General features: G+C 62.4%; 19 protein-coding genes and 1 other RNA gene. 11 read left to right on the top strand and 9 right to left on the bottom strand.

Annotation, left to right across the window (positions count from 1 at the left end):
* Window positions 1-119: 119 nt before the first annotated feature.
* A complete protein-coding gene (xdhB, locus tag ACIPOO_RS21440) occupies window positions 120-2,528 on the bottom strand; it encodes a xanthine dehydrogenase molybdopterin binding subunit (RefSeq protein WP_400609671.1) in 2,409 nt (802 codons plus the stop codon).
* The gene (gene xdhA, locus ACIPOO_RS21435) at window positions 2,521-3,990 is read right to left on the bottom strand and encodes a xanthine dehydrogenase small subunit (protein ID WP_400609669.1); all 1,470 of its coding nucleotides are present in this window, start codon (window positions 3,988-3,990) and stop codon (window positions 2,521-2,523) included. The genes xdhB and xdhA overlap by 8 nt, the downstream gene beginning before the upstream one ends.
* Window positions 3,991-4,298: 308 nt before the next feature.
* Between xdhA and ACIPOO_RS21430 the strand changes: the two genes are divergently transcribed.
* The 7 genes from ACIPOO_RS21430 (at window position 4,299) to ffs (ending at window position 15,887) form a co-directional block, all read left to right on the top strand.
* A complete protein-coding gene (locus ACIPOO_RS21430; protein WP_274132451.1) occupies window positions 4,299-4,958 on the top strand; it encodes a GntR family transcriptional regulator in 660 nt (219 codons plus the stop codon).
* Window positions 4,959-4,961: 3 nt separating this feature from the next.
* Complete coding sequence (gene smc / locus ACIPOO_RS21425) at window positions 4,962-8,450, top strand: chromosome segregation protein SMC (RefSeq protein WP_400609667.1); 3,489 nt, start codon at window positions 4,962-4,964, stop codon at window positions 8,448-8,450.
* 265 nt (window positions 8,451-8,715) lie between these two features.
* Window positions 8,716-9,582 (top strand): cell division protein ZipA, encoded by an 867-nt coding sequence (gene zipA / locus ACIPOO_RS21420; protein ID WP_274132453.1) that lies wholly within the window; start codon window positions 8,716-8,718, stop codon window positions 9,580-9,582.
* 176 nt (window positions 9,583-9,758) lie between these two features.
* Window positions 9,759-12,119 carry an NAD-dependent DNA ligase LigA gene (ligA, locus tag ACIPOO_RS21415; protein ID WP_400609664.1) on the top strand — a complete coding sequence of 787 codons (2,361 nt, stop codon included), beginning with the start codon at window positions 9,759-9,761 and terminating at the stop codon, window positions 12,117-12,119.
* A 384-nt stretch (window positions 12,120-12,503) separates the two neighbouring features.
* The gene (locus ACIPOO_RS21410) at window positions 12,504-13,670 is read left to right on the top strand and encodes a putative zinc-binding metallopeptidase (protein WP_400609662.1); all 1,167 of its coding nucleotides are present in this window, start codon (window positions 12,504-12,506) and stop codon (window positions 13,668-13,670) included.
* A gap of 167 nt (window positions 13,671-13,837) precedes the next feature.
* A complete protein-coding gene (locus ACIPOO_RS21405; protein WP_400609660.1) occupies window positions 13,838-15,643 on the top strand; it encodes an EAL domain-containing protein in 1,806 nt (601 codons plus the stop codon).
* A gap of 147 nt (window positions 15,644-15,790) precedes the next feature.
* Window positions 15,791-15,887: signal recognition particle sRNA small type (gene ffs / locus ACIPOO_RS21400), an RNA gene on the top strand.
* Window positions 15,888-16,028: 141 nt separating this feature from the next.
* Here the strand turns inward: ffs and ACIPOO_RS21395 are convergent.
* From ACIPOO_RS21395 to ACIPOO_RS21380, 4 genes are all read right to left on the bottom strand, one after another.
* Entirely contained in the window at window positions 16,029-16,382 is a 354-nt protein-coding gene (locus ACIPOO_RS21395; protein WP_400609658.1) for a hypothetical protein, read from the bottom strand.
* A gap of 179 nt (window positions 16,383-16,561) precedes the next feature.
* Entirely contained in the window at window positions 16,562-17,410 is an 849-nt protein-coding gene (locus ACIPOO_RS21390; protein ID WP_400609656.1) for a methylenetetrahydrofolate reductase, read from the bottom strand.
* 121 nt (window positions 17,411-17,531) lie between these two features.
* Window positions 17,532-18,857: a hypothetical protein gene (locus ACIPOO_RS21385; RefSeq protein WP_400609654.1), complete on the bottom strand. Its 1,326-nt coding sequence runs from the start codon at window positions 18,855-18,857 to the stop codon at window positions 17,532-17,534.
* A 218-nt stretch (window positions 18,858-19,075) separates the two neighbouring features.
* Window positions 19,076-19,279, bottom strand: a complete 204-nt coding sequence (locus ACIPOO_RS21380) for a hypothetical protein (protein ID WP_274132469.1) — start codon at window positions 19,277-19,279, stop codon at window positions 19,076-19,078.
* A 233-nt stretch (window positions 19,280-19,512) separates the two neighbouring features.
* On the opposite strand from ACIPOO_RS21380, the gene coaA reads away from it, so the two are divergent.
* The 4 genes from coaA (at window position 19,513) to ACIPOO_RS21360 (ending at window position 23,146) form a co-directional block, all read left to right on the top strand.
* Window positions 19,513-20,439, top strand: a complete 927-nt coding sequence (gene coaA, locus ACIPOO_RS21375; protein ID WP_400609652.1) for a type I pantothenate kinase — start codon at window positions 19,513-19,515, stop codon at window positions 20,437-20,439.
* Window positions 20,439-20,807 (top strand): Rap1a/Tai family immunity protein, encoded by a 369-nt coding sequence (locus tag ACIPOO_RS21370; protein WP_400609650.1) that lies wholly within the window; start codon window positions 20,439-20,441, stop codon window positions 20,805-20,807. Before coaA ends, ACIPOO_RS21370 begins: the two co-directional genes overlap by 1 nt.
* A gap of 482 nt (window positions 20,808-21,289) precedes the next feature.
* Entirely contained in the window at window positions 21,290-21,877 is a 588-nt protein-coding gene (locus ACIPOO_RS21365) for a TetR/AcrR family transcriptional regulator (RefSeq protein WP_400609648.1), read from the top strand.
* 42 nt (window positions 21,878-21,919) lie between these two features.
* On the top strand, window positions 21,920-23,146 hold the full coding sequence (locus ACIPOO_RS21360; RefSeq protein WP_400609646.1) for a nitrate/nitrite transporter: 1,227 nt from the start codon (window positions 21,920-21,922) through the stop codon (window positions 23,144-23,146).
* A 55-nt stretch (window positions 23,147-23,201) separates the two neighbouring features.
* Here ACIPOO_RS21360 and ACIPOO_RS21355 read toward each other — a convergent pair whose 3' ends face one another.
* The 3 genes from ACIPOO_RS21355 to ACIPOO_RS21345 all read right to left on the bottom strand — a co-directional run bounded on the left by ACIPOO_RS21355 (window position 23,202) and on the right by ACIPOO_RS21345 (window position 26,524).
* Window positions 23,202-24,038, bottom strand: a complete 837-nt coding sequence (locus ACIPOO_RS21355) for a PhzF family phenazine biosynthesis protein (protein ID WP_400609644.1) — start codon at window positions 24,036-24,038, stop codon at window positions 23,202-23,204.
* A 147-nt stretch (window positions 24,039-24,185) separates the two neighbouring features.
* A complete protein-coding gene (locus ACIPOO_RS21350; RefSeq protein WP_400609642.1) occupies window positions 24,186-24,671 on the bottom strand; it encodes an N-acetylmuramoyl-L-alanine amidase in 486 nt (161 codons plus the stop codon).
* A gap of 131 nt (window positions 24,672-24,802) precedes the next feature.
* On the bottom strand, window positions 24,803-26,524 hold the full coding sequence (locus tag ACIPOO_RS21345) for an acid phosphatase (protein ID WP_400609640.1): 1,722 nt from the start codon (window positions 26,522-26,524) through the stop codon (window positions 24,803-24,805).
* Window positions 26,525-26,755 lie beyond the last annotated feature (231 nt).

The following is a 26,755-nucleotide window of genomic DNA, read 5'->3' as shown; positions in this document are numbered from 1 at the left end:
GGCCCCCGCCCCCCCCCCCCCCCCACCCCACCCCCCCCCCCCACCCCCCCCCCCCCCCCCCCGCGCGGGCCCGCCCCCCCCCCCCCCCCCCGCGACGGCATCATTTCAAACGCCGCCGATCAAACCGGTGAAACCGTCAACTCATGGGCCACACCCTCGGCCTCGGGCGCTGCCTGTTTCAACTTGCGCATCTGCTCGCACCCCCACAACACCCGCTCCGGCGTCGCAGGTGCGTCGATCTTCGGCTGATGCCTGTAGTCACCCAGGCTCGCCACCGCATCCTTGATTGCACACCACGCCGCAATCCCCAGCATGAATGGCGGCTCGCCCACGGCCTTGGAATGGAACACCGTGTCTTCCGGGTTCTTGCGGTTCTCCACCAGCTTCACCCGCAAGTCCGCCGGCATGTCCGCCACCGCCGGAATCTTGTAGCCGGCTGGGCCGTTGGTCATCAGCTTGCCCTTGGCGTTCCACACCAGCTCTTCGGTGGTCAGCCAGCCCATGCCCTGAATGTAGCCGCCCTCGACCTGGCCGATGTCGATGGCCGGGTTCAGCGAGGCGCCAACGTCATGCAGGATGTCGGTGCGCAGCATCTTGTACTCGCCGGTCAGGGTGTCGACGATCACCTCGGTGCAGGCTGCGCCGAAGGCGAAGTAGTAGAACGGCCGCCCACGGGCCTGGCTGCGGTCGTAGTAGATTTTCGGGGTCTTGTAGTAGCCGGTGCTCGACAGCGACACCTGGCCCATCCACGCCTGTTGCGCCAGGGTGTCGAAGCTGATGACCTGCTCGCCGACGCGCACATGGCCATTGCGGAATTCGACCTGGGATTCTTCGCACTTGTAGTGCCTGGCCGCGAATTCCACCAGGCGCTGCTTGATGGTTTCTGCCGCGTTCTGCGCCGCCTTGCCGTTCAGGTCCGCGCCGCTGGACGCTGCCGTTGGCGAAGTATTCGGCACTTTGTCGGTGTTGGTGGCGGTGATCTGCACTCGGCTGAAATCCACCTGGAACACCTCGGCCACCACCTGCGCGACCTTGGTGTTCAGGCCCTGGCCCATCTCGGTGCCACCGTGGTTGAGGTGGATGCTGCCGTCGGTGTAGATGTGGATCAGGGCGCCGGCCTGGTTGAGGAAGCTTGCGGTAAAGGAGATGCCGAATTTCACCGGCGTCAGCGCAAGACCCTTCTTGAGGATCGGGCTGTTGGCGTTGTAGGCCATGATCGCCTTGCGCCGCTCGGCGTACTGGCTGCTTTCCTCAAGCTCGGCGGTCATTTCCTCGAGCATGTTGTGCTCGACGGTCTGATAGTAGTGCGTGACGTTGCGCTCGGTCTTGCCGTAGTAGTTGGCCTTGCGCACCGCCAGCGGGTCCTTGCCCAGATGCCGGGCGATGGCGTCCATGACTTCCTCGATGGCGACCATGCCTTGCGGGCCGCCGAAGCCGCGGTAGGCGGTGTTCGATGCGGTGTTGGTCTTGCAGCGATGGCCGTTGATGGTGGCATCGCCCAGGTAGTACGAGTTGTCGGCGTGGAACATGGCGCGGTCGACGATGGAGGCAGACAGGTCCGGCGAGCAGCCGCAGTTGCCGGCCAGCTCCAACTGGATGCCCTGCAGGCGCCCGTCGTTGTCGAAGCCCACGTCGTACTCGACGTAGAAAGGGTGGCGCTTGCCGGTCATCATCATGTCTTCGACGCGGGGCAGGCGCATCTTGGTCGGCTGGCCGGTCAGGCGCGCAACCACCGCGCACAGGCACGCAGGGCTTGCGGCCTGGGTTTCCTTGCCGCCGAAACCGCCGCCCATGCGACGCATGTCCACCACCACCTTGTTCATCGAAACGTCCAGCACTTCGCTGACCAGCTTCTGCACTTCGGTGGGGTTCTGCGTGGAGCAGTAGACGATCATGCCGCCGTCTTCGGTGGGCATCACCGAGGAAATCTGGGTTTCCAGGTAGAAGTGTTCCTGGCCGCCGATGTGCAGCGTGCCCTGGATGCGGTTGGGCGCCGAGTCCAGCGCCGTGCCCGAATCACCGCGTTTATGGGTGTGGCTTTCGAGCACGTAATGCTTGTCGCGATAGGCCTGGACCACGTCGAGCACCGGTTCTAGATCTTCATATTCGATGATCGCCGCCATGGCCGCCTTGCGCGCGGTTTCCAGGTCACGAGCGGCAACGGCGATCACCGGCTGGCCGACGAATTCGACCTTGTCGATGGCCAGCAGCGGGTCGCCCGGCAGCAGCGGGCCGATGTCCTTGAGGCCCGGGATGTCTTCGTGGGTGATGGCGATGCGCACGCCTTCGAAATCGTAGCAAGGCGATACATCGACCTTGACGATGCGCGCGTGGGCACGGTCCGACATGCGCGCATACACATGCAGCTGATTGGGGAATTCGAGGCGGTCATCGATGTAGATCGCCTCACCCGAGACGTGCTTGTCGGCGCTGTCATGCTTGACGCTGCGGCCAACGCCGGAGGTGAGGTCCTGCTGGAACAGGGCGACCAGTTCTTCCTGGGTCTTTTGCGGGGCGTGATTAGACATATGCAGTCACCCGAGTCTCGATGTGTGGCGTTTGCAGCTCGATGAAGTATTTGCGCAACAGGTTCTGCGCGCTCAGCAGGCGGTATTCCTTGGTGGCGCGGAAATCCGACAGCGGGGTGAAGTCCTTCTCCAGCGCGGCGCAGGCGCGTTCAATGGTGGCCGACGTCCAGGGCTGGCCGATGAGGGCCTGCTCGCAGTTGGCCGCGCGTTTCGGGATTGCCGCCATGCCGCCGAAGGCTGCACGGGCATCGACGATGGCGCCGTTTTCCACCTGCACGCGGAATGCAGCGCAGACTGCCGAGATGTCGTCGTCCAGGCGCTTGGAAACCTTGTAGGCGCGGAAGGCCTGTTTGGCGTTGGCCTTGGGCACGATGATCTTCTCGATGAACTCGCTTTCCTCACGGGCGGTGACGCGGTAATCGATGAAGTAATGCTCCAGCGGCAAGGTACGAGACTTGCTGCCTTTGCGAAGGACGATCTTGGCGCCCAGTGCGATCAGCAGGGGAGGCGAGTCGCCAATCGGCGAGGCGTTGCCGATGTTGCCACCCAACGTGCCCTGATTGCGGATCTGCAGTGATGCAAAACGGTGCAGCAGCTCGCCGAAATCCGGGTATTGGTGGGCCAGGGCTTCGTAACAGTCTGTGAGAGCGGTGGCGGCGCCGATCTCGATGCGGTCGTCGAACGCCTCGATCTTCTTCATCTCGGCCACGTTGCCGACGTAAATCATCACCGGCAACGGACGGTGGAACTGGGTGACTTCCAGCGCCAGGTCAGTGCCGCCCGCCAGCAACCGGGCTTGCGGATAGGAATCGTAGAGGTCGGCGAGATCGGCCACGGTCAGCGGCACCAGGCAGCGTTTGTCGCCGCTGTTCAGCTCGGCGGTTTCCTTGGGGGCGATGGCCTTCAGGCGGGCGATGGTCTGGGCCTGGCGAGTGTCGAACTGATCCGGCTGGGGCTGGCTGCAGCACTGCTCGGCGGCGGCCAGGATCGGGCGGTAGCCGGTGCAGCGGCACAGGTTGCCGGCCAGGGCTTCGTGGGCCTGGGCGTGCTTGATCTTGCTGGAATCGGCTTCGCTGGTGTTCTTCTGCAGGGCAAACAGCGACATCACGAAACCTGGCGTGCAAAAGCCGCACTGCGAGCCGTGGCACTCGACCATGGCCTTTTGCACGCTGTGCAGTTGCCCCTGGTGCTTGAGGTCTTCGACGCTGATGAGTTGCTTGCCATGCAACGAGGCGACGAACGTCAGGCAGGAGTTGAGGCTGCGATAGCTCAAGTGATCCTGGCCGTCGGCGTCGGTGCTCAGTTCGCCCACCACCACAGTGCAGGCGCCGCAGTCGCCGCTGGCGCAGCCTTCCTTGGTGCCGGATTTATGCAGGTGCTCACGCAGGTAGTTGAGCACCGTCATGTTCGGGTCAAGAGCATGCTCGGTCTTGAGCTCTTGGTTCAGTAAGAACTGGATCACGGGTCGCGCCTCGTCTTCTTGTAATAGATAGCTGTCTTAAAGGTGTAGCGGAAATTGTTCATCGAACCTGTCGATGAATCTATCAGTTCTGACTATTGGGTCAATTAAAATCTGACCTAGAGGTCAAGAAAATCACATTTCCGGTGACTAGCCGATTAACGGCAGCAAGGTCTTGCAATAAAACCGTGGGACGACGCTCAAAGAATTGCTTATTTCATGCCAGTTTCCATGCATATGGCCCTGCGCCACAGGTATCCAGTGCGATACACTGCGCCGCTTGTGTGCAGCCATGGTTTTAAAGGAAAGAAATGACGTTCAAGGCACCGGACAGCCTCGCTGAGCAGATCGCTCACCACCTCGCCGAACGGATCATTCGCGGCGAGCTCAAGCCCGGGGAGCGGATTCAGGAGCAGAAGGTCACCCAAGCGCTGAATGTCAGCCGTGGCTCTGTGCGCGAAGCATTGCTGATCCTGGAACGCCGTCACCTGATCGTGATCCTGCCGCGCCGTGGTGCCCAGGTGTCCGTGCTCACCCCGCACAACATCGAAAGCCTGTGCGCGCTGATGAGCGAGATGTACATCCTGCTCGGCCTTGCGGTGGCCAAGCGCTGGGCCGAAGAACTGGACCTGGCGCCGTTCCAGCAGATCCAGCAGCGGCTGATCGCCAGTTGCGAGCGCGGCGACGTGAAGAGCTTCGTCGAGGACAGCTTCAACGTGATGCGCGCTGCGTATCCGTTCGCCAACAATCCGTACCTGGAAGAAACCGTCGAGAACCTGCAGCCGTCCATGAGCCGCTTCTACTACCTGGCGCTGGATCAGCGTCAGGCCGAGATGAGCGAGTACCTGACGCTGTTCGGCCAGTTGCTGGAAGCGGTGGTTGCGCGCGATCTGCCGCGCATCCGCGACGTGCTCACCGCCTACGCCGAGCGCAGTTGCCAGTCGATCCTGTCTGCATTGGCGGCCAGCTGATCCATGCGTCTTAAATGCATCAGGCTGGCGGGGTTCAAGTCGTTCGTCGACCCGACGACGGTGAACTTCCCCAGCAACATGGCGGCCGTGGTCGGCCCCAATGGATGCGGCAAATCCAACATCATCGACGCGGTGCGCTGGGTCATGGGCGAAAGCTCGGCCAAGAACCTGCGCGGCGAGTCGATGACCGACGTCATCTTCAACGGCTCCACCAGCCGCAAGCCGGTGAGCCAGGCCAGCATCGAGCTGGTGTTCGACAACTCCGACAGCACGCTGGTGGGCGAATACGCCGCCTATGCGGAAATTTCCATTCGCCGCAAGGTCACCCGCGACAGCCAGAACACCTATTACCTGAACGGCACCAAATGCCGGCGTCGCGACATCACCGACATCTTCCTCGGCACGGGCCTGGGGCCGCGCAGCTACTCGATCATCGAGCAGGGCATGATCTCCAAGCTGATCGAAGCCAAGCCTGAGGATCTGCGCAACTTCATCGAAGAAGCGGCGGGCATTTCCAAGTACAAGGAGCGCCGGCGCGAGACCGAGAACCGCATTCGTCGCACCCACGAGAACCTGGCGCGCCTGACCGACCTGCGCGAAGAGCTGGAGCGCCAGTTGGAGCGCCTGCACCGCCAGGCCCAGGCCGCCGAGAAGTATCAGGAATACAAGGCCGAAGAGCGTCAGCTCAAGGCGCAGTTGTCGGCGTTGCGCTGGCAGGCCCTGAACGAGCAGGTGGCCCAGCGCGAAGCGGTGATTGGCAACCAGGAGGTCGGCTTCGAAGCGCTGGTCGCCGATCAGCGCAGTGCCGATGCCGCCATCGAGCGCTTGCGTGACGGGCACCATGATCTGTCCGAGCGCTTCAATGTGGTGCAGGGGCGCTTCTATTCGGTGGGCGGTGACATCGCCCGTAACGAACAGAGCATCCAGCACGGCCAGCAACGCCTGCGCCAATTGCAGGACGACCTGCGCGAAGCCGAGCGCGCGCGCCAGGAAACCGAATCCCATCTGGGCCATGACCGCACGCTGCTTGCGACCCTCGGTGAAGAGCTGGAAATGCTCGAACCCGAGCAGGAAATGACCCTGGCCGCCGCCGAGGAATCCGCTGCCGCGCTGGAAGAGGCCGAAGTGGCCATGCACGGCTGGCAGGAAAAGTGGGACGCTTTCAACCTGTCGTCCGCCGAGCCGCGGCGTCAGGCCGAGGTGCAGCAATCGCGCATCCAGCAACTGGAAACCAGCCTGGAGCGGCTGGCCGAACGGCAACGGCGTTTGGGTGAAGAGCGCCAGTTGCTCGCCGCCGATCCCGAAGACGCGGCGATTCTCGACCTCAGCGAAGACCTCGCCGCCCGGGAAATGGCCTTCGAAGAGCTGACCGCCGAAGAAGAGCAACTGGTCGAGCGCCTTGAAAAGCTGCGTCTTGATCTGCAACAGGCCACCCAATCCCAGCAGCAGGCCCAAGGCGATCTGCAGCGCCTGAATGGCCGCCTCGCCTCGCTGGAAGCCTTGCAACAGGCTGCGCTCGATCCGGGGACCGGCACCGCCGAGTGGCTGCGCGATCACCAGTTGAGCGAGCGTCCGCGCCTGGCCGAAGGCTTGCGCGTTGAAGCCGGTTGGGAGCTGGCGGTGGAGACCGTGCTCGGCGCGGACTTGCACGCCGTGCTGGTCGATGACTTCTCGGGGCTGGATCTGGCCGGTTTCAGCCAGGGCGACTTGCGTCTGGTCAGCTCCGCCAGCGACATGACGCGCATTGCCGGCAGCCTGCTGGACAAGGTCAACAGCCAGGTCGATCTGAGCAGCTGGCTGGGGCAGGTCAAACCTGTCGAAACACTCGAAGACGCCTTGTCGATGCGCGCGCAGTTGAGCGTCGGGCAGAGCCTGATCAGCCGCGATGGCTATTGGGTCGGCCGTGATTTTCTGCGGGTGCGCCGCGCCAGTGAAGCCGAAAGCGGCGTACTGGCCCGAGGCCAGGAATTGCAGCGTCTGGAAGCCGAACGCGAAGAGCGCGAAGCGACCCTCGCCGCGCTCGAAGAGCAACTGCTCAGCCTGCGTGAACAGCAGCGTACCCAGGAGGAGAGCCGCGAACAGCTTCGCAGGCGCCTGCAGGAAGAAGCCCGTCAGCAGAGTGAGTTGAAGGCGCAACTGTCGGCGGCCAAGGCCAAGGTCGAGCAATTGACCCTGCGTCGCACCCGGCTGGACGAGGAGCTAACCGAACTCGGCGAGCAGCGCGCTTTGGAGCAGGAGAGCCTGGGCGAATCGCGCCTGCAATTGCAGGACGCCCTGGACAGCATGGCGCTGGACACCGAGCAGCGCGAACTGCTGCTGGCCCAGCGTGACAGCCTGCGCGAGCGCCTGGACCGGGTGCGCCAGGAAGCCCGCCAGCACAAGGACCACGGCAACCACCTGGCCGTGCGCCTGAGCTCCTTGCGAGCGCAACACGATTCCACCCGCCAGGCGCTGGAGCGTCTGGAGATGCAGTCCGAACGCCTGACCGAAAAGCGCGAGCAGTTGAGCCTCGGGTTGGAGGAGGGCGCAGCACCGCTTGAAGAGCTGCGCATGAAGCTTGAAGAGCTGCTGGAAAAGCGCATGGCCGTCGACGACGAAATGCGCACCGCCAAGAATGCCCTCGAAGACGCCGACCGCGAACTGCGCGATGCCGAGAAGCGTCGTACCCAGGCCGAGCAGCAATCGCAACTGCTGCGTGGGCAACTGGAACAGCAGCGCCTGGAATGGCAATCGCTCACTGTCAGACGCAAGACGTTGCAGGAGCAATTGCACGAAGACGGCTACGATCTAAATGGTGTGCTGGCGACATTGACCCCCGAGGCCAACGAAAAGGATGCCGAGGAAGAGCTGGGGCGCATCGACGGGCGAATCCAGCGTCTGGGCGCGATCAACCTGGCGGCCATCGACGAGTACCAGCAGCAGTCCGAGCGCAAACGCTATCTGGACGCTCAGGATGCCGACCTCGTTGAAGCGCTGGATACCCTGGAAAACGTCATTCGCAAGATCGACAAGGAAACGCGAAATCGCTTCAAAGAGACCTTCGATCAGATAAACAGCGGAATTCAGGCACTTTTTCCAAAAGTTTTCGGTGGTGGCAGCGCTTATCTGGAACTGACGGGCGAAGATTTACTCGATACAGGGGTGACGATCATGGCGCGTCCTCCGGGCAAGAAGAACAGCACGATCCATTTGCTGTCCGGCGGCGAGAAAGCCCTGACCGCACTGGCACTGGTTTTTGCCATTTTCAAACTCAACCCGGCGCCGTTCTGCATGCTCGACGAAGTCGATGCACCACTGGACGACGCCAACGTGGGCCGCTATGCCCGACTGGTCAAGGAGATGTCGCAGACCGTGCAGTTCATCTACATCACCCACAACAAGATCGCCATGGAAATGGCCGACCAGTTGATGGGTGTCACCATGCATGAGCCGGGGTGTTCGCGCCTTGTGGCGGTGGACGTAGAGGAGGCGATGGCGCTGGTGGATGCGTAGCTGCTGGCCAGGCGGCCAGACGAATAGACAGGGAAAAGTGGCGTTCTGATAGCGCGGCACAGGATTAACCGTCGCGGCCGTACAGATGCTCGCGACATGCCAGATGTAACTGACGGTGTAAAGTTACCTTTGGTCGTGCTAGTTTAATGTCCACTTTTTCATTTTTGCGTGGGTAAAAGGCCATTCAGAACATAGAGTTGGCTCCACGTTTTAAAGGGGTTTACGCCCTTAATTTTCAGAATTTTCAATAGAGGCACGGGATTACATGGAAATCGGTCTGCGAGAGTGGCTGATCGTCATCGGCATTATTGTCATTGCCGGTATTCTTTTCGACGGCTGGCGCCGGATGCGCGGCGGCAAGGGCAAGTTGAAATTCCGACTGGACCGCAGCTTCTCCAACCTGCCGGACGACGAAGAAGGCTCGTCCGCCGAGGTACTGGGCCCTGCACGTGTCCTGGACAACCAGAAAGAACCGCAGCTCGACGAGCACGATCTGCCGACCATGAGCGCTGCCCGCGAGCGGCCTGAACGCGCCGAGCGCCCGGAGCGCGAATCCAAGCGCGGCAAGCGCAAGGACGAGCCGCAGCAGGGCGACCTGAACTTGGACCTGGACGGTCCGAGCCTGTTCAGCGCCCGCGAAGACGACTTCCCGGACGACAAGCCTGCCCAGCGCATCACCGAAGACAAGGACCTGGCGCCGGTCGAGGAAGTGCTGGTCATCAGCGTGATTTCCCGCGACGAAAGCGGCTTCAAGGGCCCTGCCTTGTTGCAGAACATTCTGGAAAGCGGCCTGCGTTTCGGCGAGATGGACATTTTCCATCGCCACGAAAGCATGGCGGGCAATGGCGAAGTGCTGTTTTCCATGGCCAATGCGGTCAAGCCGGGCGTGTTCGATCTGGACGACATCGACCACTTCAGCACCCGCGCCGTGAGCTTCTTCCTCGGCCTGCCAGGCCCGCGTCATCCGAAACAGGCTTTCGACGTGATGGTGGCCGCAGCCCGCAAACTGGCTCACGAATTGAACGGCGAGTTGAAAGACGATCAGCGCAGCGTAATGACCGCGCAGACCATCGAACACTACCGCCAGCGCATCGTCGAATTCGAACGCCGCGCGCTGACTCAGCGTCGTTGATCCCCGTAGATCGTGGGCCTGATTGAACTGTGGGAGCGAGCTTGCTCGCGAAGGCGTTGGTTCTGACACCGCAGCGTCTGAACCATTCGCGAGCAAGCTCGCTCCCACAGGTACACCGCCCTGATCCTATGAATTGAGCAGCCCTGGCTGCTCTTTTGCTTTTCGAGAACACCCATATGAACGCCGAACACCGAATCCTGGAACTGCGCGCAGAGCTTGACCTGCACAACTACCGCTATCACGTGCTCGACGAGCCGAGCATTCCGGATGTCGAGTACGACCGCCTGTTCCACGAACTCAAGGCGCTGGAAGCGGAAAACCCGCACCTGGTGACCCCGGATTCGCCGACCCAGCGTGTCGGCAGCGCGGCGCTGTCGGCGTTCACCCAGGTGCGCCACGAGATCCCCATGCTCAGCCTGGGCAACGCCTTCGAAGAAACCGACCTGCGCGAGTTCGACCGCCGCGTGACCGAAGGCCTGGACCTGCCGGTGGGTGATCTGTTCGGCGCAGGCGCCAAGGTGCAGTACAGTTGCGAGCCCAAGCTCGACGGCCTGGCCGTGAGCCTGCTGTATCAGAACGGCGCCCTTGTGCGCGGCGCAACCCGTGGCGACGGCACCACCGGCGAAGACATCAGCGTCAACGTGCGCACCGTTCGCAACATCCCGCTCAAACTCCATGGCGAAGGCTGGCCAGAGACGCTGGAAGTGCGCGGCGAAGTGTTCATGTCCAAGGCCGGTTTCGAGCGACTGAACGAGACCCAGCTGGAAGTCGGCGGCAAGACCTTCGCCAACCCGCGCAACGCCGCCGCTGGCAGCCTGCGCCAGTTGGACTCGAAAATCACCGCCAACCGCCCGCTGGAATTCTGCTGCTACGGCATCGGCCAGGTGTCCCATGACATCGCCGACACCCACATCGGCAACCTCGAGAAGCTGAAAACCTGGGGCATGCCCATCAGCCGCGAGCTGAAAGTGGCCGACGGCATCGAAGACTGCCTCAAGTATTACCAGGACATCGGCGAGCGGCGTCTGTCGCTGCCCTATGAAATCGACGGCGTGGTGTTCAAGGTCAACAGCATTGCCTCCCAGCGCGAACTGGGTTTCCGCGCCCGCGAGCCGCGTTGGGCCATCGCCCACAAATTCCCGGCCATGGAAGAGCTGACCGAACTGCTCGACGTCGAATTCCAGGTCGGGCGCACTGGCGCCGTGACCCCGGTGGCACGGCTCAAGCCGGTCAAGGTCGCGGGCGTGACTGTGGCCAACGCCACGCTGCACAACATGGACGAAGTGGCGCGCCTTGGCCTGATGATCGGCGACACCGTCATCATCCGCCGCGCTGGCGACGTGATCCCGCAGGTGGTGCAGGTGGTCATGGAGCGCCGTCCGGAGAACGCACGGCAGGTCGAGATCCCGCAGACCTGCCCGGTCTGTGGTTCGCAGGTCGAGCGTACGCAATTGATCAAGCGCAGCAAGGGCAAGGAAACTGTCAGCGAAGGCGCGGTGTACCGTTGCGTGGGCCGCTTGGCCTGTGGCGCGCAGCTCAAGCAGGCGATCATCCATTACGTATCACGTCGCGCCATGGACATCGAAGGCCTGGGCGACAAGACCATCGAGCAACTGGTGGACGAGAAGCTCATCGGCTCGCCCGCCGATCTGTACAAGCTTCAGTACGAACAGATCATCGATCTGGAGGGCTTTGCCGACATCTCCAGCAAAAAGCTGCTCAAGGCCATCGAAGACAGCAAGCAGCCGACTCTGGCGCGGTTCATCTATGCGCTGGGCATTCCCGATGTGGGCGAGGAAACGGCCAAGGTGCTGGCGCGCTCTTTGGGGTCGCTGGACAAGGTCAAGGTCGCGCTGCCCCAGGTGCTGACCTACCTGCCGGACATCGGCCTGGAAGTCGCCCACGAGATTCACAGCTTCTTCGAGGACGATCACAACAAGGACGTCATCGGCGCGCTGCTGGGCGAGTGCAAGATGCAGTTGCAGGACGTGGGTGAACTGGGCGCCGAATTCGCCGCCAGCGCGACCCTGGGCGGCATGCTCGACAAACTGAACATCCCGTCGGTAGGGCCGGGCGGTGCGCAGAAGCTGGCCGACAAGTTCGGCACGCTGGAAGGCGTGGTCAAGGCCGACTGGCTGGACATGCGCCAGACCTTGCCTGAAAAGCAGGCGCAGTCTGTGAGAACCTTCTTCGACAACGCTGAGAATGCTGACCTTGCTCTCAAGATCGAGCAGCAGCTCAAAGATTTCGGCATGCACTGGCACAGCGAGAAAAAAGCCGTCGAAGGCCTGCCGCTCACCGGCCAGACCTGGGTCCTGACCGGCTCGCTGGAGCTGATGAGCCGCGACGTTGCCAAGGAAAAACTCGAAAGCCTGGGTGCCAAGGTATCCGGCTCTGTGTCGGCCAAGACCCACACCGTCGTCGCCGGCCCGGGTGCCGGGTCCAAACTGACCAAGGCCAACGAACTGGGCTTGAAGGTGCTGGACGAAGAAGCCTTCGTGGCGTTCCTGAAAAAGCACAACGTCGCCATCGATTGACGCCACCCACCGCAGCAGCCGGACTTGCCCGCGATGGCGCCCCGAAATCGCCGACGCCGGCAAGCCGGACTGCTACGACGGCATTCAGCGCTCCCACAACAGCCGCCACCCCATCACCCCGTAGCAGCCGGGCTTGCCCGCGGGAGCGATCTCAAGCCCGCCCCATACCTCGGAGCCCCCGCAATCCTGTGGGAGCGGGCTTGCCCGCGAAGGCGGTGGGTCAGTCACCCTTGATGTATCTGGCCCGACGCCTTCGCGGGCAAGCCCGCTCCCACAGAAATTCGCCGATCGATGATCGTAAACATCCTTACCCATGCACAAAAATCCACGGAACCCCCGCAACCCCCGACGATCTAGTGCTTGCGGCCACATCGGGAGATCGCCATGTTCCAGTTCTTCGAACAACTCAGCACACGCATCGCGGCGCCGTTCGCCCCGGAAACCCGGCGCAACGGCAAAGTCTGGCAATGCCGCTGCGGCCAGTCGGTGTTCCTGCGCAATAGCCAGTGCCTGGCCTGCCAGGCGGCGCTGGGCTACCTGCCCGAGCAAGGCAAAGTCGCTTCACTGGAACCCGGACCCGATCTCAACACCTGGCGCCTGAGCGAAGAGCCGCAGGCCGGTCTGTACCGCCGCTGCGCCAACCTCGACACGCCCGCCGCCTGCAACTGGCTGTTTCCAGCCCACGATGCAGGAGAATTCTGCATCGCCTGTAGCCTCAACAAAACCATCCCCGACCTGTCCGTGCCGGAAAACCCCGAACGCTGGCGCAAGATCGAGATCGCCAAACGCCGGCTGGTCGCGCAACTCGTCACCCTGGGCTTGCCGGTCGTCCCCAAGACCGTCGATGAACAACGCGGACTGGCCTTCGAGTTTCTCGGCGTCGACCTGGAAGGCAATCTGCCCACCACCGGACACGCCAACGGCCTGATCACCCTCAACGTGGAAGAAGCCGACGACGCCATCCGTGAGAAGGTTCGCGTGCAGATGCACGAACCCTATCGCACGCTGCTCGGACATTTTCGCCATGAGGTCGGACACTACTACTGGGATCGTCTGATAGCGGGCACCTACTGGCAGGACGGTTTCCGCAACCTGTTCGGAGACGACCGCGCCAGCTACGCCGAAGCGCTGGATCATCACTATCAGAACGGCGCCCCCGCCGACTGGCAACAGCACCACGTCAGCGCCTACGCCACCATGCATCCATGGGAAGACTGGGCCGAAACCTGGGCCCATTACCTGCACATGACCGACGCCGTCGACACTGCCTTAAGCCTGGGCATGAGCGCCCACGACATGGACCTGGATTACCAGCCCTTCGACCTGCACACCCTCTACGACCCGCAGCATCCCGGCGGACCTGCGTTCCTCGCCTTCGTCAATGCCTGGATCGAACTGGCAGGCATGCTCAACGAGCTTTCCCGCGCCATGGGCCAGCCGGATTTCTATCCCTTCGTGTTGTCACCTGAAGTCATTACCAAGCTGCATTTCATCCATCTGGTCATTCAGGATGCGGGCGGCAAGGCAGACGAAGTGGTGCAGATCCAGTGACCCATCCAAACGAGTGAAGTGCATGTTTTGCCGCAACTTCCACCCCTCGCGCCAGTCGTCGCCGCCGGTCTGCGAACGCCTGCACGGTTGCGAATCTGGTGCTAACTTGGGGCTCACAATATCGTTTTGATACTACTGGCATAAAGCTGTTGCACAGGGATTCGCATATGGCCAATAGCGCTCCAATTCCATTGAACGAGGCTTCGCGTCTCTCTCGCATTTCCCACATGGGGCTTCTGGATTCAGCAGCGGACGACGTGCTGGATCACATTGTCGAGATGGTTGCTCACTATTTCGAGGCGCCGGTGGCGCTGGTGTCCATCATCAGCGAACACCGCCAGTGGTTTCGCGCCGGCACCGGCCTGGATGAGCGCGAGACCCCTCGGGAAATTTCCTTCTGCGCCTACTCCATTCTCTCGCACGACATCTTCCAGGTGCCTGACGCGCTGCACGACAAACGCTTCAAGGACAACCCCATGGTGGCGGGGGAGCCCTACATCCGTTTCTACGCAGGTGTACCCCTGGTGACCGCCGATGGCCTGGCCCTTGGCACCCTGTGCATCATCGACAGCAAGCCGCGTGCGCCGCTGGAAGGGCGTGACATGAGCATGCTGGAGATGTACGGCCAACTGGTGATGAAACGCCTGAACAACCTGCGCAACAGCAACTACGTCGACCAGCCTACCGGCCTGTTCAATCGCCTGCGTCTGGAAGAAGACATCATGGCGCTGACCGACCGCGACAACTACGCGCTGGTGGCGCTGGACATGGTCGATCCGCTGTTTCTGGACAGCATCGTCCGCGCACTGGGCTACAGCTTTTCCCAGGAACTGGTCAAATGCATGATCGACAGCTGCCGCGAGCAACTGCCGCCCGACACCGCGCTGTACAAGGTCAGCCCCACCCGCATCGCGCTGCTCACCCGGCACGCGGCGCCAGAGCAGGCCGAACAGCTGTTTCGCAAACTCATCAAGCATTTCCAGCGCCCGCTGGTGTGCCGCAACATCCCGATTCAGATGGACGTGGGTATCGGCGTGCTGCCCCTGGGCCTGGGCAAGCACGACGAGCGTGACTGGATTCGACTGGTAGTCAGCGCCGCCGACGAAGCGCGGGGCAAGGCCACCGGCTGGCGCTGGTATGAACCGCATCTGGATTTCGCCCAGCAGCGCGCGTTCCTGCTGCTGGCTTCGCTGGCCGACGCCGTCCGCAGCCCCGATCAACTGTCACTGGCCTTCCAGCCGCGCCTTGAAGTCAGTACCGGCCGTGTGGTCACCGTCGAGGCGCTGCTGCGCTGGCAGCACCCCGTGCTAGGTCCGATCAGCCCGGCAGAATTCATCCCCCTGGCGGAAAAGACCGCGCTGATCCGCTCCCTCAGCCTCTGGGTGCTGCGCCATGCCGTGCAACAGGCTCGAACCTGGCAGCAGCAGGGCTATGCGTTCAAGGTGGCGATGAACGTTTCGGCCATTGACTTGGCCAACTCGCAATTCAGCGACGCACTGTTCGAACAACTCGCCATCAGCGGCCTGGATCCGGGCCGCTTCGAACTCGAATTCACCGAAAGCGCCCTGTGCGCGAACCCCGAAATCACCCGCCAGCAACTCGAACGCCTGCGCGCCCTGAACATCGACATCGCCATCGACGACTTCGGCACCGGCTACAGCAACTGGACCTACCTGCGCCAACTGCCGGCCACCACCGTCAAACTCGACAAGTCCTTGGTGGAAAACCTCGACGCCAACGAAAAGGATCGCCGCCTGGTCGAAGCCATCGTCGACCTGGCGCGACGCCTGGGCTACCGCGTCGTGGCAGAAGGGGCGGAAACCGAAGACGTCTACGAAATCCTCTGCCAGCTCGGCTGCCATGAAGTGCAGGGCTACCTCATCGCCCGGCCCATGCCCCCGGGCGCCCTGGAACACTGGATGAACGGCGAACGCACCGCCAAGGTTCGCGAACTTCGAGCGCTGGGGCACTGAGCATCGGAACGCCGGGAAGAAGGGTGCGCACAAGTGCTTGAGCGCTATCGGATTTTTTATCTGAAACCAGAGGTTGTAACTTCGCGCCAGACCGGTACAATGGCCCCCGCTCGCCGGGCAAGCCGGCAGCACGCGTTATGGTGACCCCATCGGTCCCCCCGCAACGATTACCCGTGAACCTGGTCAGAGCCGGAAGGCAGCAGCCACAGCGGGAACATTGTGTGCCGGGGTGTGGCTGGTGGGGTCGCCTCCATTTCAAACCTTGCTTTTCTCGCAGGTTTCAATCAAATCCTTCTGTTCTCGCATTCAGGACTAACCGTCTTGAAGGTCTTCGCATGCCTCCAGCCCCTGTCCGCACAGAAGCCGGAGACACTCTCGCCATCACTCACCAACGCCCATCCCGACGATGATCCCACCCACGATCATGCCCCCGGCGCCATCCACCGTCGTAATACCCATGAGGTCGTGGCGGTTCAAATCGGCGGTACACGACCGGCGGCGGTGGCGCGTAGTACACGGGCTGGTAGCGCGGCACATAACGCGGCGGCGGTGGCGGTGGGGCGTAGTAGCGCGCCGGGCGGTGATGGTGGTGGGAGTTGCTGGCCACCGTGGCCACGACTGCGCCGATGGCGGCGCCTGCGATGACGGGCACGATCACGTTGTGATCGCTTGCGTTGGCTGCGCCTGCAGCAATCAGGGTGCCGGTCAGGACAAGGGCTTGGGTCATCTTCGAAATCATGGTGTCTCCTTTGGCGAAAGGTTTGGAATCGCCATGGACGTATCAAACACCGGATTCGTGTAAAGGGAGGTCTAGGGTGGGTAAAGGCTGAGTAAAGCGTATCTCGATACAAAAGAGCCGCTGCAGAGGTCGATGACCCGTGCTGGCGGGGCTTTGGAGTGTGTCAAAGAATGTAAGTATCAGCTCAATCGTTGTTTGCTACGTTCCAGCCACTGCAAGACGTGCGTCGGGTTGCCAATGGGAAACAGGTGCAAACGCAGCGTCTCCAGTTCCGCCGGGTCGATTCCCTCGATCAGGGCATCGATAAACCGGTCCGGCCCTTGTGGGCTCATCAACGAAGTCAATTGCCAGCCGTAGTGCTTGAGCAACTGCGCCGAGGTGCCGACGCGGCACTGTCGGGCGAAATTGAGGACGCCGGCCATGGTCGCGGGTGCGGGAATGCCGATGCGGATCGGGGCATCGATCCCGGCGTCCCGGACCTGTCTGATCCAGTTCATCACTGCCTGGACGTCGAACGAAAGCTGGGTGGTGATTTCAAGCTTGAAACCTCGGCTGGCCAAGGCGTCAGTCTTGCGTTTGAGGTAATGCCACAGCACTTCATCGGCGATCTTGGGGTGCCCCTCGGGGTAGCCCGCGATGCCGACGCTTTGCAGCCCCAGCCCGTCCAGATAGCCGCCTTCGATCACTTGCAGCGAGTCGGTGAATGGCCCGGCGGAGGTTGCCGGATCGCCACCCACCAGAAATATCCCGTCAACTCGCCCGACTTCGATGGACCGGGTCATATAGCTGCGCAACACCTCGGGCGATATCAGGCGCCGTGCCGAGATGATGGGCCTTGGCCGAAAGCCTGCGCCGTGCAAGCCCTGCACCGCAGCCACCCGATCATCAAAGGACTCGTTGCCGATGAACGCGATGTTCACCGCCATGCCCGAAGGTGCCAGATTGCCCAGGCCACTGAACGCCGCCGCGTCCCAGGCGGTGGTTTCAATCGAGGGGGCGTCGAACAGTGGAAGCCAGGGCGGGTTCATTGAGTAGCGGCTCGTGGCGGCGGGGAGGGACGATCCTCTCAGGCTAGACCGGCAGGCGCGGGCAATACAGTGGCAGAAACCGGTTTTGCAGCCGGATCAGCGTCGGACTCGCCGACTGCCATCATACCGACGCATCCTCCCCCAGCATCTTCGACACCACCGCGCCCACCGGATGACCCTCGCGAATCAACTCGGCAAAGTGGGTGAGCATTTCCGGGCCGGAGTCGTTCATCAGTGCCTCGTACAGCAGGCGCCGTACCGGTTCGGGATCGGGCGCTACCGCATCGGTTTCCTCGCTTAGCGGCTGCGCGGCGATAAGTTGCGCGAGCACCTGGCTGCCCGGAGTGTCTTCGTCGATTCCGAACAGTTCGTTGAAGAGCATGCCCAGGGTTCCGGATGGCTGCTGGTCGGGGCGTTTCCATTTGCTGATGACGGTTTTTTCCTTCTCGACCTTCTCAAGGGTGCGTCGGATCTTTCCGGGAATGGTCGCCGCCGCGCGTTCATCGGAGTAGTAGACGAGCTTGGCGAGGGCGGCGGCGTCCTTGATGTTTTTCCAAATCACGAACCAGATCTGCGAAATGCTGTGGGTTTCCAGGGCGCCACGCAGGCTGCTGCGGATTTCCTTGAGTTGCCGGTCATCGAGTTCGTGGTCGAAGGCTTTGCACTGGTCCAGCAGATAGCGCATCGAGTCGGCCGTGGCGAAGTCGAGCCAGAGGCTGAACAGCGCGGCGCTGTCGCAGAACTCCCGGGTCAGCAGGATGCTTCTGGCTTCGTCGTCGAGCCCGAAGTGGATGTCCGGTGTCAGCGCGTAGGCGACGTAGTGGGTGCGTACCGTCAGCACATCGTCCTGCATGAAGTAGGTGCCCGGCGTCGCTCGGCGCGGGTCTTCGCGCAGTACTGCGGCGGCTCTGAGTTTGTCGATGAACAGGCGCAGGTCCATCGGCGCCAGCGCCTGGCAGTCGCTGACCGTAAAGGCTTCGGCGCCCAGGCGGGGGCTGATGGCGAAATCCAGGGCGACGGTCAGCAGCGCCAGGTCATCGCCCAGGTGGGCATATTCGATGGGGTGCGATGGCAGTTGGTTGATGTAGGCCGCCAGGTGAGTCTCGAGCCTGGCGGCGGCTTCGGCTTTTTGCGCCTGTTCCCGTGCCGCCTGGAGCTTCTGGCAATCGCCACAAGGCCTGTAGGATTTTTGCGGATACTTCTTGGCGCAGGAGCGGCTTTTGACTTCCAGGCCTTCGTCGCAGTGGGGGCAGCGCAGGTTTTCGTCGTAGGCCGTGCACAGTTCACGAACGTGGGCGGCCAGCGCGCCGCTGTTGGTGATGTGGCGGAAGGGCACCAGATCGATCACCTTTTCCAGAAAATCGCCACTTTCGCTCATCGCCCAGTAGCGGACGGCGAGTTGCATGGCCTCGGGGTCGGTGGTCAGGAATTCAAGCTTTACGGTCATGGGGCAGGGCCATCCGGTTTTCAGGGCGGTATGAAAAGCGTGGAGGGCCGGCGTTGTGCACCCATCCCGCGTTGAGCGATAGAAAGAGCAAGTCACTATCAGGACTCATGATCGCCGGATGCAGGGTGCTGGATATGTAGGCTTGGGCTATCGGGTTTGTAGGCGTTGTCCGGAAACTGTACTGGTGTGAGCGGCCTGGCTGTCGCCGATCTTGTCGTTCAGCGCATGGCGCTGCGGTCTTCGGCGAACTGTTTGCCGAGCAGGGTCCGCACCGCGACCACGCAACCGTCCTTGATGCTGACGTCGGCAAACCCCTGATCGCGCAGGTACAGGAGCGCGGTGAAATCCAGCGGATTGACTCTGCACAGGGCCTCGTCGGCGAGGCTGATCAACAGTCGAATGGCGTTGGATTCTAGCCGCATGGGGGTGGCCTCCTGGTGATGATGGCGAATGATGGCTATTCGTCACTAGAGTGCGATCAGGAGTTCCATTTATTTGCGAGCTTTACACCGCTTTCCGGCGTTTTTCGCGAACGGCCGATTCTGCCGATCACGCCAATAATGCGTGGTAAATCAAAGAAATCTGCCCGGTTTTGGGGTCAATACGATAGTCTTCGCACCATTGTCGATACCGACACTGGATTGGAAGGCTATAGATGGCGCCTGATGACTATCTCGTAATGACCAGCAAAGAGTGGGCGGCGCTGCGTGCCAGCACGCCGTTGACTCTGTCCGAAGAAGACCTGGCGGCGTTGCGGGGCGTGAACGAAGATATTTCCCTGGAAGATGTCGTCAACATCTATCTCCCCCTGTCGCGCCTGATCAATCTGCATGTGAGTGCGGCGCGCAACCTGGCCAGCATCAAGGACACCTTCCTGGGGCGTCCGGCCAAGAAACAGACCTACGTGGTGGCAGTGGCCGGCAGCGTGGCGGTGGGCAAGAGCACTTTTGCCCGGGTGTTGCAGGCGCTGATGGCGCGCTGGCCCGATCACCCTCGGGTCGATCTGGTGACCACCGACGGCTTCCTGCACCCCAACGCGCGGCTCGACGCTGAGGGCATCATGCACCGCAAGGGCTTTCCGGAAAGCTACGATCGCAAGCGCATGGTCAAGTTTCTCTCGGAACTCAAGGCCGGTACCCCGGAGATCAGCGCGCCGGTGTATTCGCACATCAGCTATGACATCGTTCCGGACAAGTTTCTCAAGGTCAGCCAGCCGGACATCCTGATCTTCGAAGGCCTGAATGTGCTGCAGACCGAAGGCAACGACGGCCAGAAGCCGGGCACCATCGTGTCGGACTTCTTCGATTTTTCGATTTATCTGGATGCCGACGAAGGCGACATCGAGCGCTGGTATGTCGAGCGCTTCCTGATGCTGCAACGCACTGCATTTCGTGCTCGTGGCGCCTATTTCCGTGAACTGGCCGACTTGCCACCGGAGAAATCCCCGGACGCGGCGCGCAAGATCTGGCGCGACATCAACCGTCCCAACCTGCTGGAAAATATCCTGCCCACACGGGAGCGCGCGAGCCTTGTGGTGCGCAAGGCCGCCGATCATTCCGTGAAGGAGTTGTGGTTGCGGTGATGGTCAAATCGCTCGGCGCGCTGATGGGGTTATGGCTGCTTGGCTGTGGGGTGCCCGCCATGGCGGATGGCAACAAGTTGTTGCTCGAATGCCAGGATGGCATCAACAGCATGAGCGGCGGGGTGGCCAAAAACCCCACCGGGATCGGCCATTGCGTGGGCGTGTTGCAGGCGACCATCGACACCCTGGACATCGTGCATGAGGCCGGTGGCGCGCCGAAGCTGGTGTGCGTGCCGGAGGGCGGCATTCCCATGGTCCAGTCGATGCGCATCGTGGTGCAGTCGCTGGAGGAGCACCCGGAGGCCCTGCACCTGAATGAATCGGTGCTGGTGGTTTCTGCGCTGAAGAATGCGTTTCCCTGTCGGTAGGCTGCGCTACTGATCCGTTGCGGTCCCCCTTGAGACCGCCACGCCGGCAAGCCGTGCTGCTACGGTTCAGCGGCCGGACCCTGGCGTTTCGAACCCCAAATCCCTGTAGCAGTCCGGCTTGCCGGCGTCGGCGATCCCGAATACGCCCCCGCCGGCAAGCCGTGCTGCTACGGTTCAGCGGTCGGACCCTGGCGTTTCGAACGCCCAAATCCCCGTAGCAGTCCGGCTTGCCGGCGTCAGCGATCCCGAATACGCCCCCGCCGGCAAGCCGTGCTGCTACGGGGCGTAGTCGTCCGCAGATTTCGTGAACGGCCTCTATCCGTAGCAGCCGGGCTTGCCCGCGGGGCGTACTTGAGATCGTCCCCGTCGGCCAGCCATCGTGCCACGAACAACCACTCGTCGTGCGATCACCGCCGCACTGGCTGATCACGAATGTTTGACTATCCTTACCGGTCAGTACAGTTCATTCACAAAGGCACCCAATGCCAGCCAATCACAACGCCAGCCTCACCCATCGACGTTTGATCGAAGCGGCATCGGCGCTGTTTTTTCGTGATGGCATCAACGCCACCGGCATCGCTGCGGTCGCTGAGTTCGCGGGGGTTTCGAAGATGACGCTCTACGCCCACTTCGCCTCCAAGGACGAACTGGTGGTGGCCTACCTGGACGAGCGTAACGAGCGTTGGAACGCCGCGGTCCTGCAGTCGCTGGCTGCCGCTGATTCGCCTGCCGAGAAGCTGCTGTCGCTGTTCGATCTGCATCGGCAGTGGCTGTTCGAAGGTGGTTTGCGCGGCTGCCCTTACGTGAATTCCGCCGCCGAATTTCCGGACCGTTCTCATCCGGTGCGTCAGGCGGTGGATCGCCACAAGCGCGGGGTGAAACAGCACCTGCTGGACCTGGCGCAAAACGCCGGCCTGGCCAATCCGCCGACACTGGTCAGGCGCCTGTTCCTGCTACTGGAAGGGGCTTTTCTGACAGGCGCCCTGGAGAACGATGACAGCGTATTCCTGGTGGCCAAGGACCTGGCCGCCGAGCTGATCGACGCCGCGCAACCCCGAGCCGTTGTCTGAACAAACCGACCGATTTCTTGCCCCCAGGAAAGGACGCTGACGATGCGAATCAATGCTCTGATTGTGTTGCTGCTCACCGGGTTGGTGGCGGCCACATATGGCTTCGGGATCTACCTGTTCGCACAGTTGGTGCCGGACATGCGCGCAAGCCTGGGTTTCGACATTTCCTACGTGGGCACCATCACGGCCTGCGCCCAACTGGGCTTTCTGGCCAGTGCATTGTTCGCCGCGTGGATCACCCCACGGGTCGGCGGTGGCTGGGTGGTGTTCGGTTCGGGCATCGTCTGTGCGGCGGCGCTGCTGCTGATCCCCATGGCGCACAACATCGTGCTGATCGGCGCGCTGCTGACAGTGCTAGCCGGCACTGCCGCCACGGTGTTCGTGCCGATGGTGGACGTGATCGCCCGCACGGTAGCCTACAAGTATCGCGGCATGGCGATGGGGCTGGTCTCCAGCGGGACCAGTTATGGCGTGTTCATCAACAGCCTGCTGGTGCCCATGTTCGCGCCACAGGGCGAATGGCGCACCGTGTGGGGGCTGGTGGGCTTTCTCACGGTGCTGATTGCACTGGGCGTGATGCTGGTATTCTTCCGCGCACGCTTGTTCAGCCATTCCCGCGGCACCCATGCGGCCTCGAACGCCGAAATGAAGGTCGGCAAGAGCGCCTTGACCCAGCCCTGGGTGCTGAAGATCTGGGCGATGACGATGTTGCTGGGCTTTTCCACTTTTCCGTTCCAGAACTACCTGTCTTCCTACCTGCGCACGCAACTGGATTTCGACGTGACTTACACGGCGCAGATCTGGGCCAGCATGGGCTTCGTCGGCATGTTCGCAGGATTGGCCGTGGGCTGGCTGTCGGACCGCATCGGCCTGCGCGTCGCCATGCTGCTGGTGTACGCCAGCGTGTGTGCGGCCGCCTTGATCTTTGTCCTGCATCCGGTCGGACCCTGGCCGCTGGTGGCGGCGATCCTGTTCGCGCTGGCGTTTTATCCGATCTTCGGCCTGATCCCGGCCTACGTCTCGAAGATGGCCGGCAACGCAGCGGTATCGGTAGCGGTGTTTGGCGTCGCCAATATCACCCAAGGGGTGGGCGGGATGCTCGGCAACCTGTGCGCGGGGCTGCTGGCCAGTTTCACTGGCTCGTTCGTCGGCGTCTATCTGGCGATCGCGGTGGTGGCGGTGGGGCTGGCGATCCTCACCACCCGCCTGCCCAGGGAGGCCGATGAGGTCTTGGGCAGTGGAGAGCACAAGGTCGATGCAGTGGCCTGACATCCCTTGCGAACATCGACCGGAAGCCGGCATCTGTCGGCTTCCGGTAGGCAGGCTACAGCGTCACATTCCCCTCAACACACTTCTGCACCTGGCCACTGACCCAGATCTGCTCGCCGATCTGCTCCACGCCCACCTGGCCTTTATGGCCCAGCACCGTGCCCTGCCGGGCGCTGTAGGTGCGCGGTGCGAGGCCCGCCGGGATCAGCCATTGCGCCAGGCTCGCGTTGAGGCTGCCGGTGACCGGATCTTCAGCGCCCAGGTCGCCGGTCAGCGCGCGCACTTCGAAGTCAGCCTCGGCATCCGGCCCGGTCCAGCGCGCGACGATGCCGACGTTCAGCCCCTTGAGCGCCGGATAGTCGGGGCGGATGGCGAGCAATTCTTCGCGGCTGTCGAGCATCACCGCCACCCAGCCTGGCCCGTTGTCGGCCCACTGGCTGGCAACAATCTGGCTGCGCTGGATCTTCAAGCCGGCGGCGATGGTGTCCAGTACCTCATCTTCCACGGCGCCGCTGCGCAACAAGGCCGGGGCGGCAAACGCCAGTCGAGCGCCGTCGCGACGGATCCGGACCAGGCCCGCGCCGCATTCCTGAACCACTTCTTCAGCCTTGGGCTGGCCGCCGCTGTCCAGCCACACGAAGCAACTGCCCAGTGTCGGGTGCCCGGCAAACGGCAGTTCGCGGGTGGTGGTGAAAATGCGCACCCGGTAGTCCGCCTCGGGGTGCGTGGGACGCAGCAGGAAGGTGGTTTCGCTGAGGTTGGTCCAGCGGGCGAAGGCGGCCATTTGCGCATCACTCAACCCGTCGGCGCCGATGACCACGGCAAGGGGATTGCCTTGGGTCGGGGCAGTGGAAAAAACATCGACCTGCTGGAAGTTCAGCGTCTGTGGCATGGCACTCTCCTGATTGTGCTGTAGGACCTGGTCACTCTAAGCAGGCGAATCAGGGCTGTACATGCACAGATCAGCAGTCATTTTTCGCGAATGTGTGTGGTCGAGAGCTGCCGGAAGTGACCCGGCAGCAACCCTCGCCGCAGGCGCTCAGCGGGTGTTCAACCACGCTGAGACGTCAAACGACGGGCAGGCCTTGATGAATTCGTCGGGGGTGATCTTGCCGTCGCCGTTCAGGTCCGGCGACAAATCTCGATGGCCGAGAACGCGGGCCTTCGGGTAACGGGACTGAAGCTGATCGAGCAATCGGCGCAAGGTCGCGAATTGCCTGTCGGTGAAATTGTTCTCCGGTTGGCCTGATCTGTTCACACCGCCGACCAGGCAAACGCCGACAGATTTTGCGTTGTGGCCTTTGACGTGCGCGCCGATGGCGTTTTCCGGTCGGCCTGTTTCCAGCGAGCCATCGCGGCGGATGACGTAGTGATAGCCCAGTGTGTCGAAGCCGCGCTGGATATGCCATTGAGTGATTTCCCGCGCGCCGATGTCCTGGCTGGGGGCGGTGGCTGAACAGTGCACGACCAGCCAGTGGGTGGCGATGCGGTATTGCGGGGTGTAGCGAGGTGGTGTTGCGTTCATGGCGGTGCTTCCTTGCACGTTGATTGACGTGTGCAAGGAATACCCATGAGTGCGATGGGTCAACGAGGGAAGCGTTGCAGAACGTCTCGGCAACGTTCTGCAACCTGGGCGTCTGTCAGACGTTCAGCCGGTCAGGCCGGAAAGCGCAGCGCGTTGGTCAGGTCGCCCATCGGCGCCTGTCCGCGTGCCACCATGGCGTCGTCCCGCTCCTTGAGCCCGTCCAGCGTTTCGAGGCCATGCACCCGGGTGATCAAGCGCAGGATCGAGGCGGTGTCGTACACCGTGTGATCGACCGTGCCCTTGCGCGCGAACGGCGAAATGACGATGGCCGGAATTCGCGTGCCAGGCCCCCAACGGTCGCCTTTGGGTGGCGCCACGTGGTCCCACCAGCCGCCGTTCTCGTCAAAGGTGACGACCACCACCATGTTTTTCCATTGCGGGCTGTTGCGCAGCACTTTAATCGCGCGGTCGATGTGGCGATCGCCCGAGGCGACATCGGCGTAGCCTGCGTGCAGGTTGAGGTTGCCCTGAGGCTTGTAGAAGGTCACGGCGGGCAGCTTGCCGGCCTCGGCGTCCGCCAGGAATCTGTTGGTGGCCGACTCGTCGCCCAGGCCGCCATCGCGCAGGCGTTTCGCGCGCTCCTGCGGATGGTCCGGGCCCTGGTTCTTGAAGTAGTTGAACGGCTGGTGGTGGTACTGGAAGTTGGGGATCTTGGGGATGCCTGCCGAATCCTTATACTCATCCAGCGTGACCTGCCAGGCGCCGGCGTACCAGGCCCAATCGACGCTCTTCTTCGACAGTTTGTCGCCGATGTGATCGTGGGTCTGGGGCACCAGCACGTTGGCCAGGTTTGGCTGCGAGTATTCGGGCTTTTCCTTGTCGCGCAGCCAGGTCGGCCAGTAGGGCGGGGCCATGGTGTTGACCGCGTAGCCATCGGGCGTCAGCAGGCTGGGGCCGAACTGGGGAGGGCCGGTCATGGCGCTGGCCGGGGATTTTTCCAGCGGTTTGAGGCGGTAATCCAGCGGATCGCTGCTTTCCAGCGTGGCGATCTGCGATTTCGCAGGGGAGCTGGCCGCATCCGGGTAGAAGGGCGCCCTGGCCGAAATCAGGTACTGGTGATTGAGGAAGGAGCCGCCGAAAGCGCCCTGGAAGAAGTTGTCGCAGAGTACGAACTCCCGGGCGACGTCCCACAGGCGCAGGGAATATTGTGTCTGGCTGTAATGGCCCATGGTCAGGCTGCCGGAATCGGCCCAGGCCACGAAGCCGTCGTTCTTGCCGCCATTGATCTGCATCTGGTTCTGATAGAAGACGTGCCACAGGTCGCGGGTGACCACGCTCAGGGGCAGGTCCTCGCCGCTCGGCCCTTTGAGTGCGTAAGGGGCGTTGGGCAGGTTTTCCTGATATTGCACGCCGGTGGCGTAGGTCACGCCATCGATGCTTTGCGGGCCGACCTGGCACACGCCGCCCCAGCAGGAAGGCAGGCTTTCCAGGACTTTGCCGTCACGGTCGCGCTGGCGATAGTCTTCGGGCTTGACCGCCGACAAGGGTTTTTCAATGCCGGGAAAATTGGCGAACAGGTTGTTGAAGCTGCGGTTTTCGGCGTAGATCACCACGATGTTCTTGATGTTGTCCTGCAGGGCCTTGTCCAGCGCGGGTCCCGTCAGCGCAGTTTCCAGGGCGCTGGCCTTGCCGTCGGTGCCGGTTTCGCTGGCCGCCACCACACTGCTGACGGCGGCGCCAGCGCCGAGCACGGCCACGCCGCCGAGGAATCGGCGACGGCTGCTGTCAGACGGAGAATCCGATGAATCAAGGCTGGCGGACGGCTTGGACGGGTCTTGTTCTTTGTCGCTCATCACGGCTCCTGCTCGCTGGCATAAATGTGTTACCAAGTATGTCGAGGGAGCCTAATCCCGCAATGTGACGTTAATGCTACAGCCGTAGGCGCCCGTGCCAGAGCGGTTAGAGCCAGCTTGCAAGACCACCGCAATCCCTGTGGGAGATTCTATGGTTGAGGGCAAAGTTTTTTAGCCCTCTTTCCTGCCTGGTATGCGTCCTTGTTCTGCATCAGGGAAAATGCGACGCGG

The sequence above is a fragment of the Pseudomonas sp. NPDC090201 genome, from assembly GCF_044746825.1.
Classification (GTDB): Bacteria; Pseudomonadota; Gammaproteobacteria; order Pseudomonadales; family Pseudomonadaceae; genus Aquipseudomonas; species Aquipseudomonas putida_AD.
This window is presented reverse-complemented; position numbering and strand designations above follow the sequence as displayed.

Bases quoted from the DNA above. Each gene is read 5' to 3' on its own strand.
- ACIPOO_RS21380 (WP_274132469.1), bottom strand. From the start codon at position 19,279: ATGCGGCTAGAATCCAACGCCATTCGACTGTTGATCAGCCTCGCCGAC.
- ACIPOO_RS21385 (WP_400609654.1), bottom strand. From the start codon at position 18,857: ATGACCGTAAAGCTTGAATTCCTGACCACCGACCCCGAGGCCATGCAA.
- ACIPOO_RS21355 (WP_400609644.1), bottom strand. From the start codon at position 24,038: ATGCCACAGACGCTGAACTTCCAGCAGGTCGATGTTTTTTCCACTGCC.
- ACIPOO_RS21370 (WP_400609650.1), top strand. From the start codon at position 20,439: ATGGTCAAATCGCTCGGCGCGCTGATGGGGTTATGGCTGCTTGGCTGT.
- xdhB (WP_400609671.1), bottom strand. From the start codon at position 2,528: ATGTCTAATCACGCCCCGCAAAAGACCCAGGAAGAACTGGTCGCCCTG.
- ACIPOO_RS21345 (WP_400609640.1), bottom strand. From the start codon at position 26,524: ATGAGCGACAAAGAACAAGACCCGTCCAAGCCGTCCGCCAGCCTTGAT.
- ACIPOO_RS21430 (WP_274132451.1), top strand. From the start codon at position 4,299: ATGACGTTCAAGGCACCGGACAGCCTCGCTGAGCAGATCGCTCACCAC.
- ACIPOO_RS21360 (WP_400609646.1), top strand. From the start codon at position 21,920: ATGCGAATCAATGCTCTGATTGTGTTGCTGCTCACCGGGTTGGTGGCG.
- ACIPOO_RS21410 (WP_400609662.1), top strand. From the start codon at position 12,504: ATGTTCCAGTTCTTCGAACAACTCAGCACACGCATCGCGGCGCCGTTC.
- ACIPOO_RS21365 (WP_400609648.1), top strand. From the start codon at position 21,290: ATGCCAGCCAATCACAACGCCAGCCTCACCCATCGACGTTTGATCGAA.
- zipA (WP_274132453.1), top strand. From the start codon at position 8,716: ATGGAAATCGGTCTGCGAGAGTGGCTGATCGTCATCGGCATTATTGTC.
- smc (WP_400609667.1), top strand. From the start codon at position 4,962: ATGCGTCTTAAATGCATCAGGCTGGCGGGGTTCAAGTCGTTCGTCGAC.
- coaA (WP_400609652.1), top strand. From the start codon at position 19,513: ATGGCGCCTGATGACTATCTCGTAATGACCAGCAAAGAGTGGGCGGCG.
- ACIPOO_RS21350 (WP_400609642.1), bottom strand. From the start codon at position 24,671: ATGAACGCAACACCACCTCGCTACACCCCGCAATACCGCATCGCCACC.
- ACIPOO_RS21390 (WP_400609656.1), bottom strand. From the start codon at position 17,410: ATGAACCCGCCCTGGCTTCCACTGTTCGACGCCCCCTCGATTGAAACC.
- ACIPOO_RS21395 (WP_400609658.1), bottom strand. From the start codon at position 16,382: ATGATTTCGAAGATGACCCAAGCCCTTGTCCTGACCGGCACCCTGATT.
- ligA (WP_400609664.1), top strand. From the start codon at position 9,759: ATGAACGCCGAACACCGAATCCTGGAACTGCGCGCAGAGCTTGACCTG.
- ACIPOO_RS21405 (WP_400609660.1), top strand. From the start codon at position 13,838: ATGGCCAATAGCGCTCCAATTCCATTGAACGAGGCTTCGCGTCTCTCT.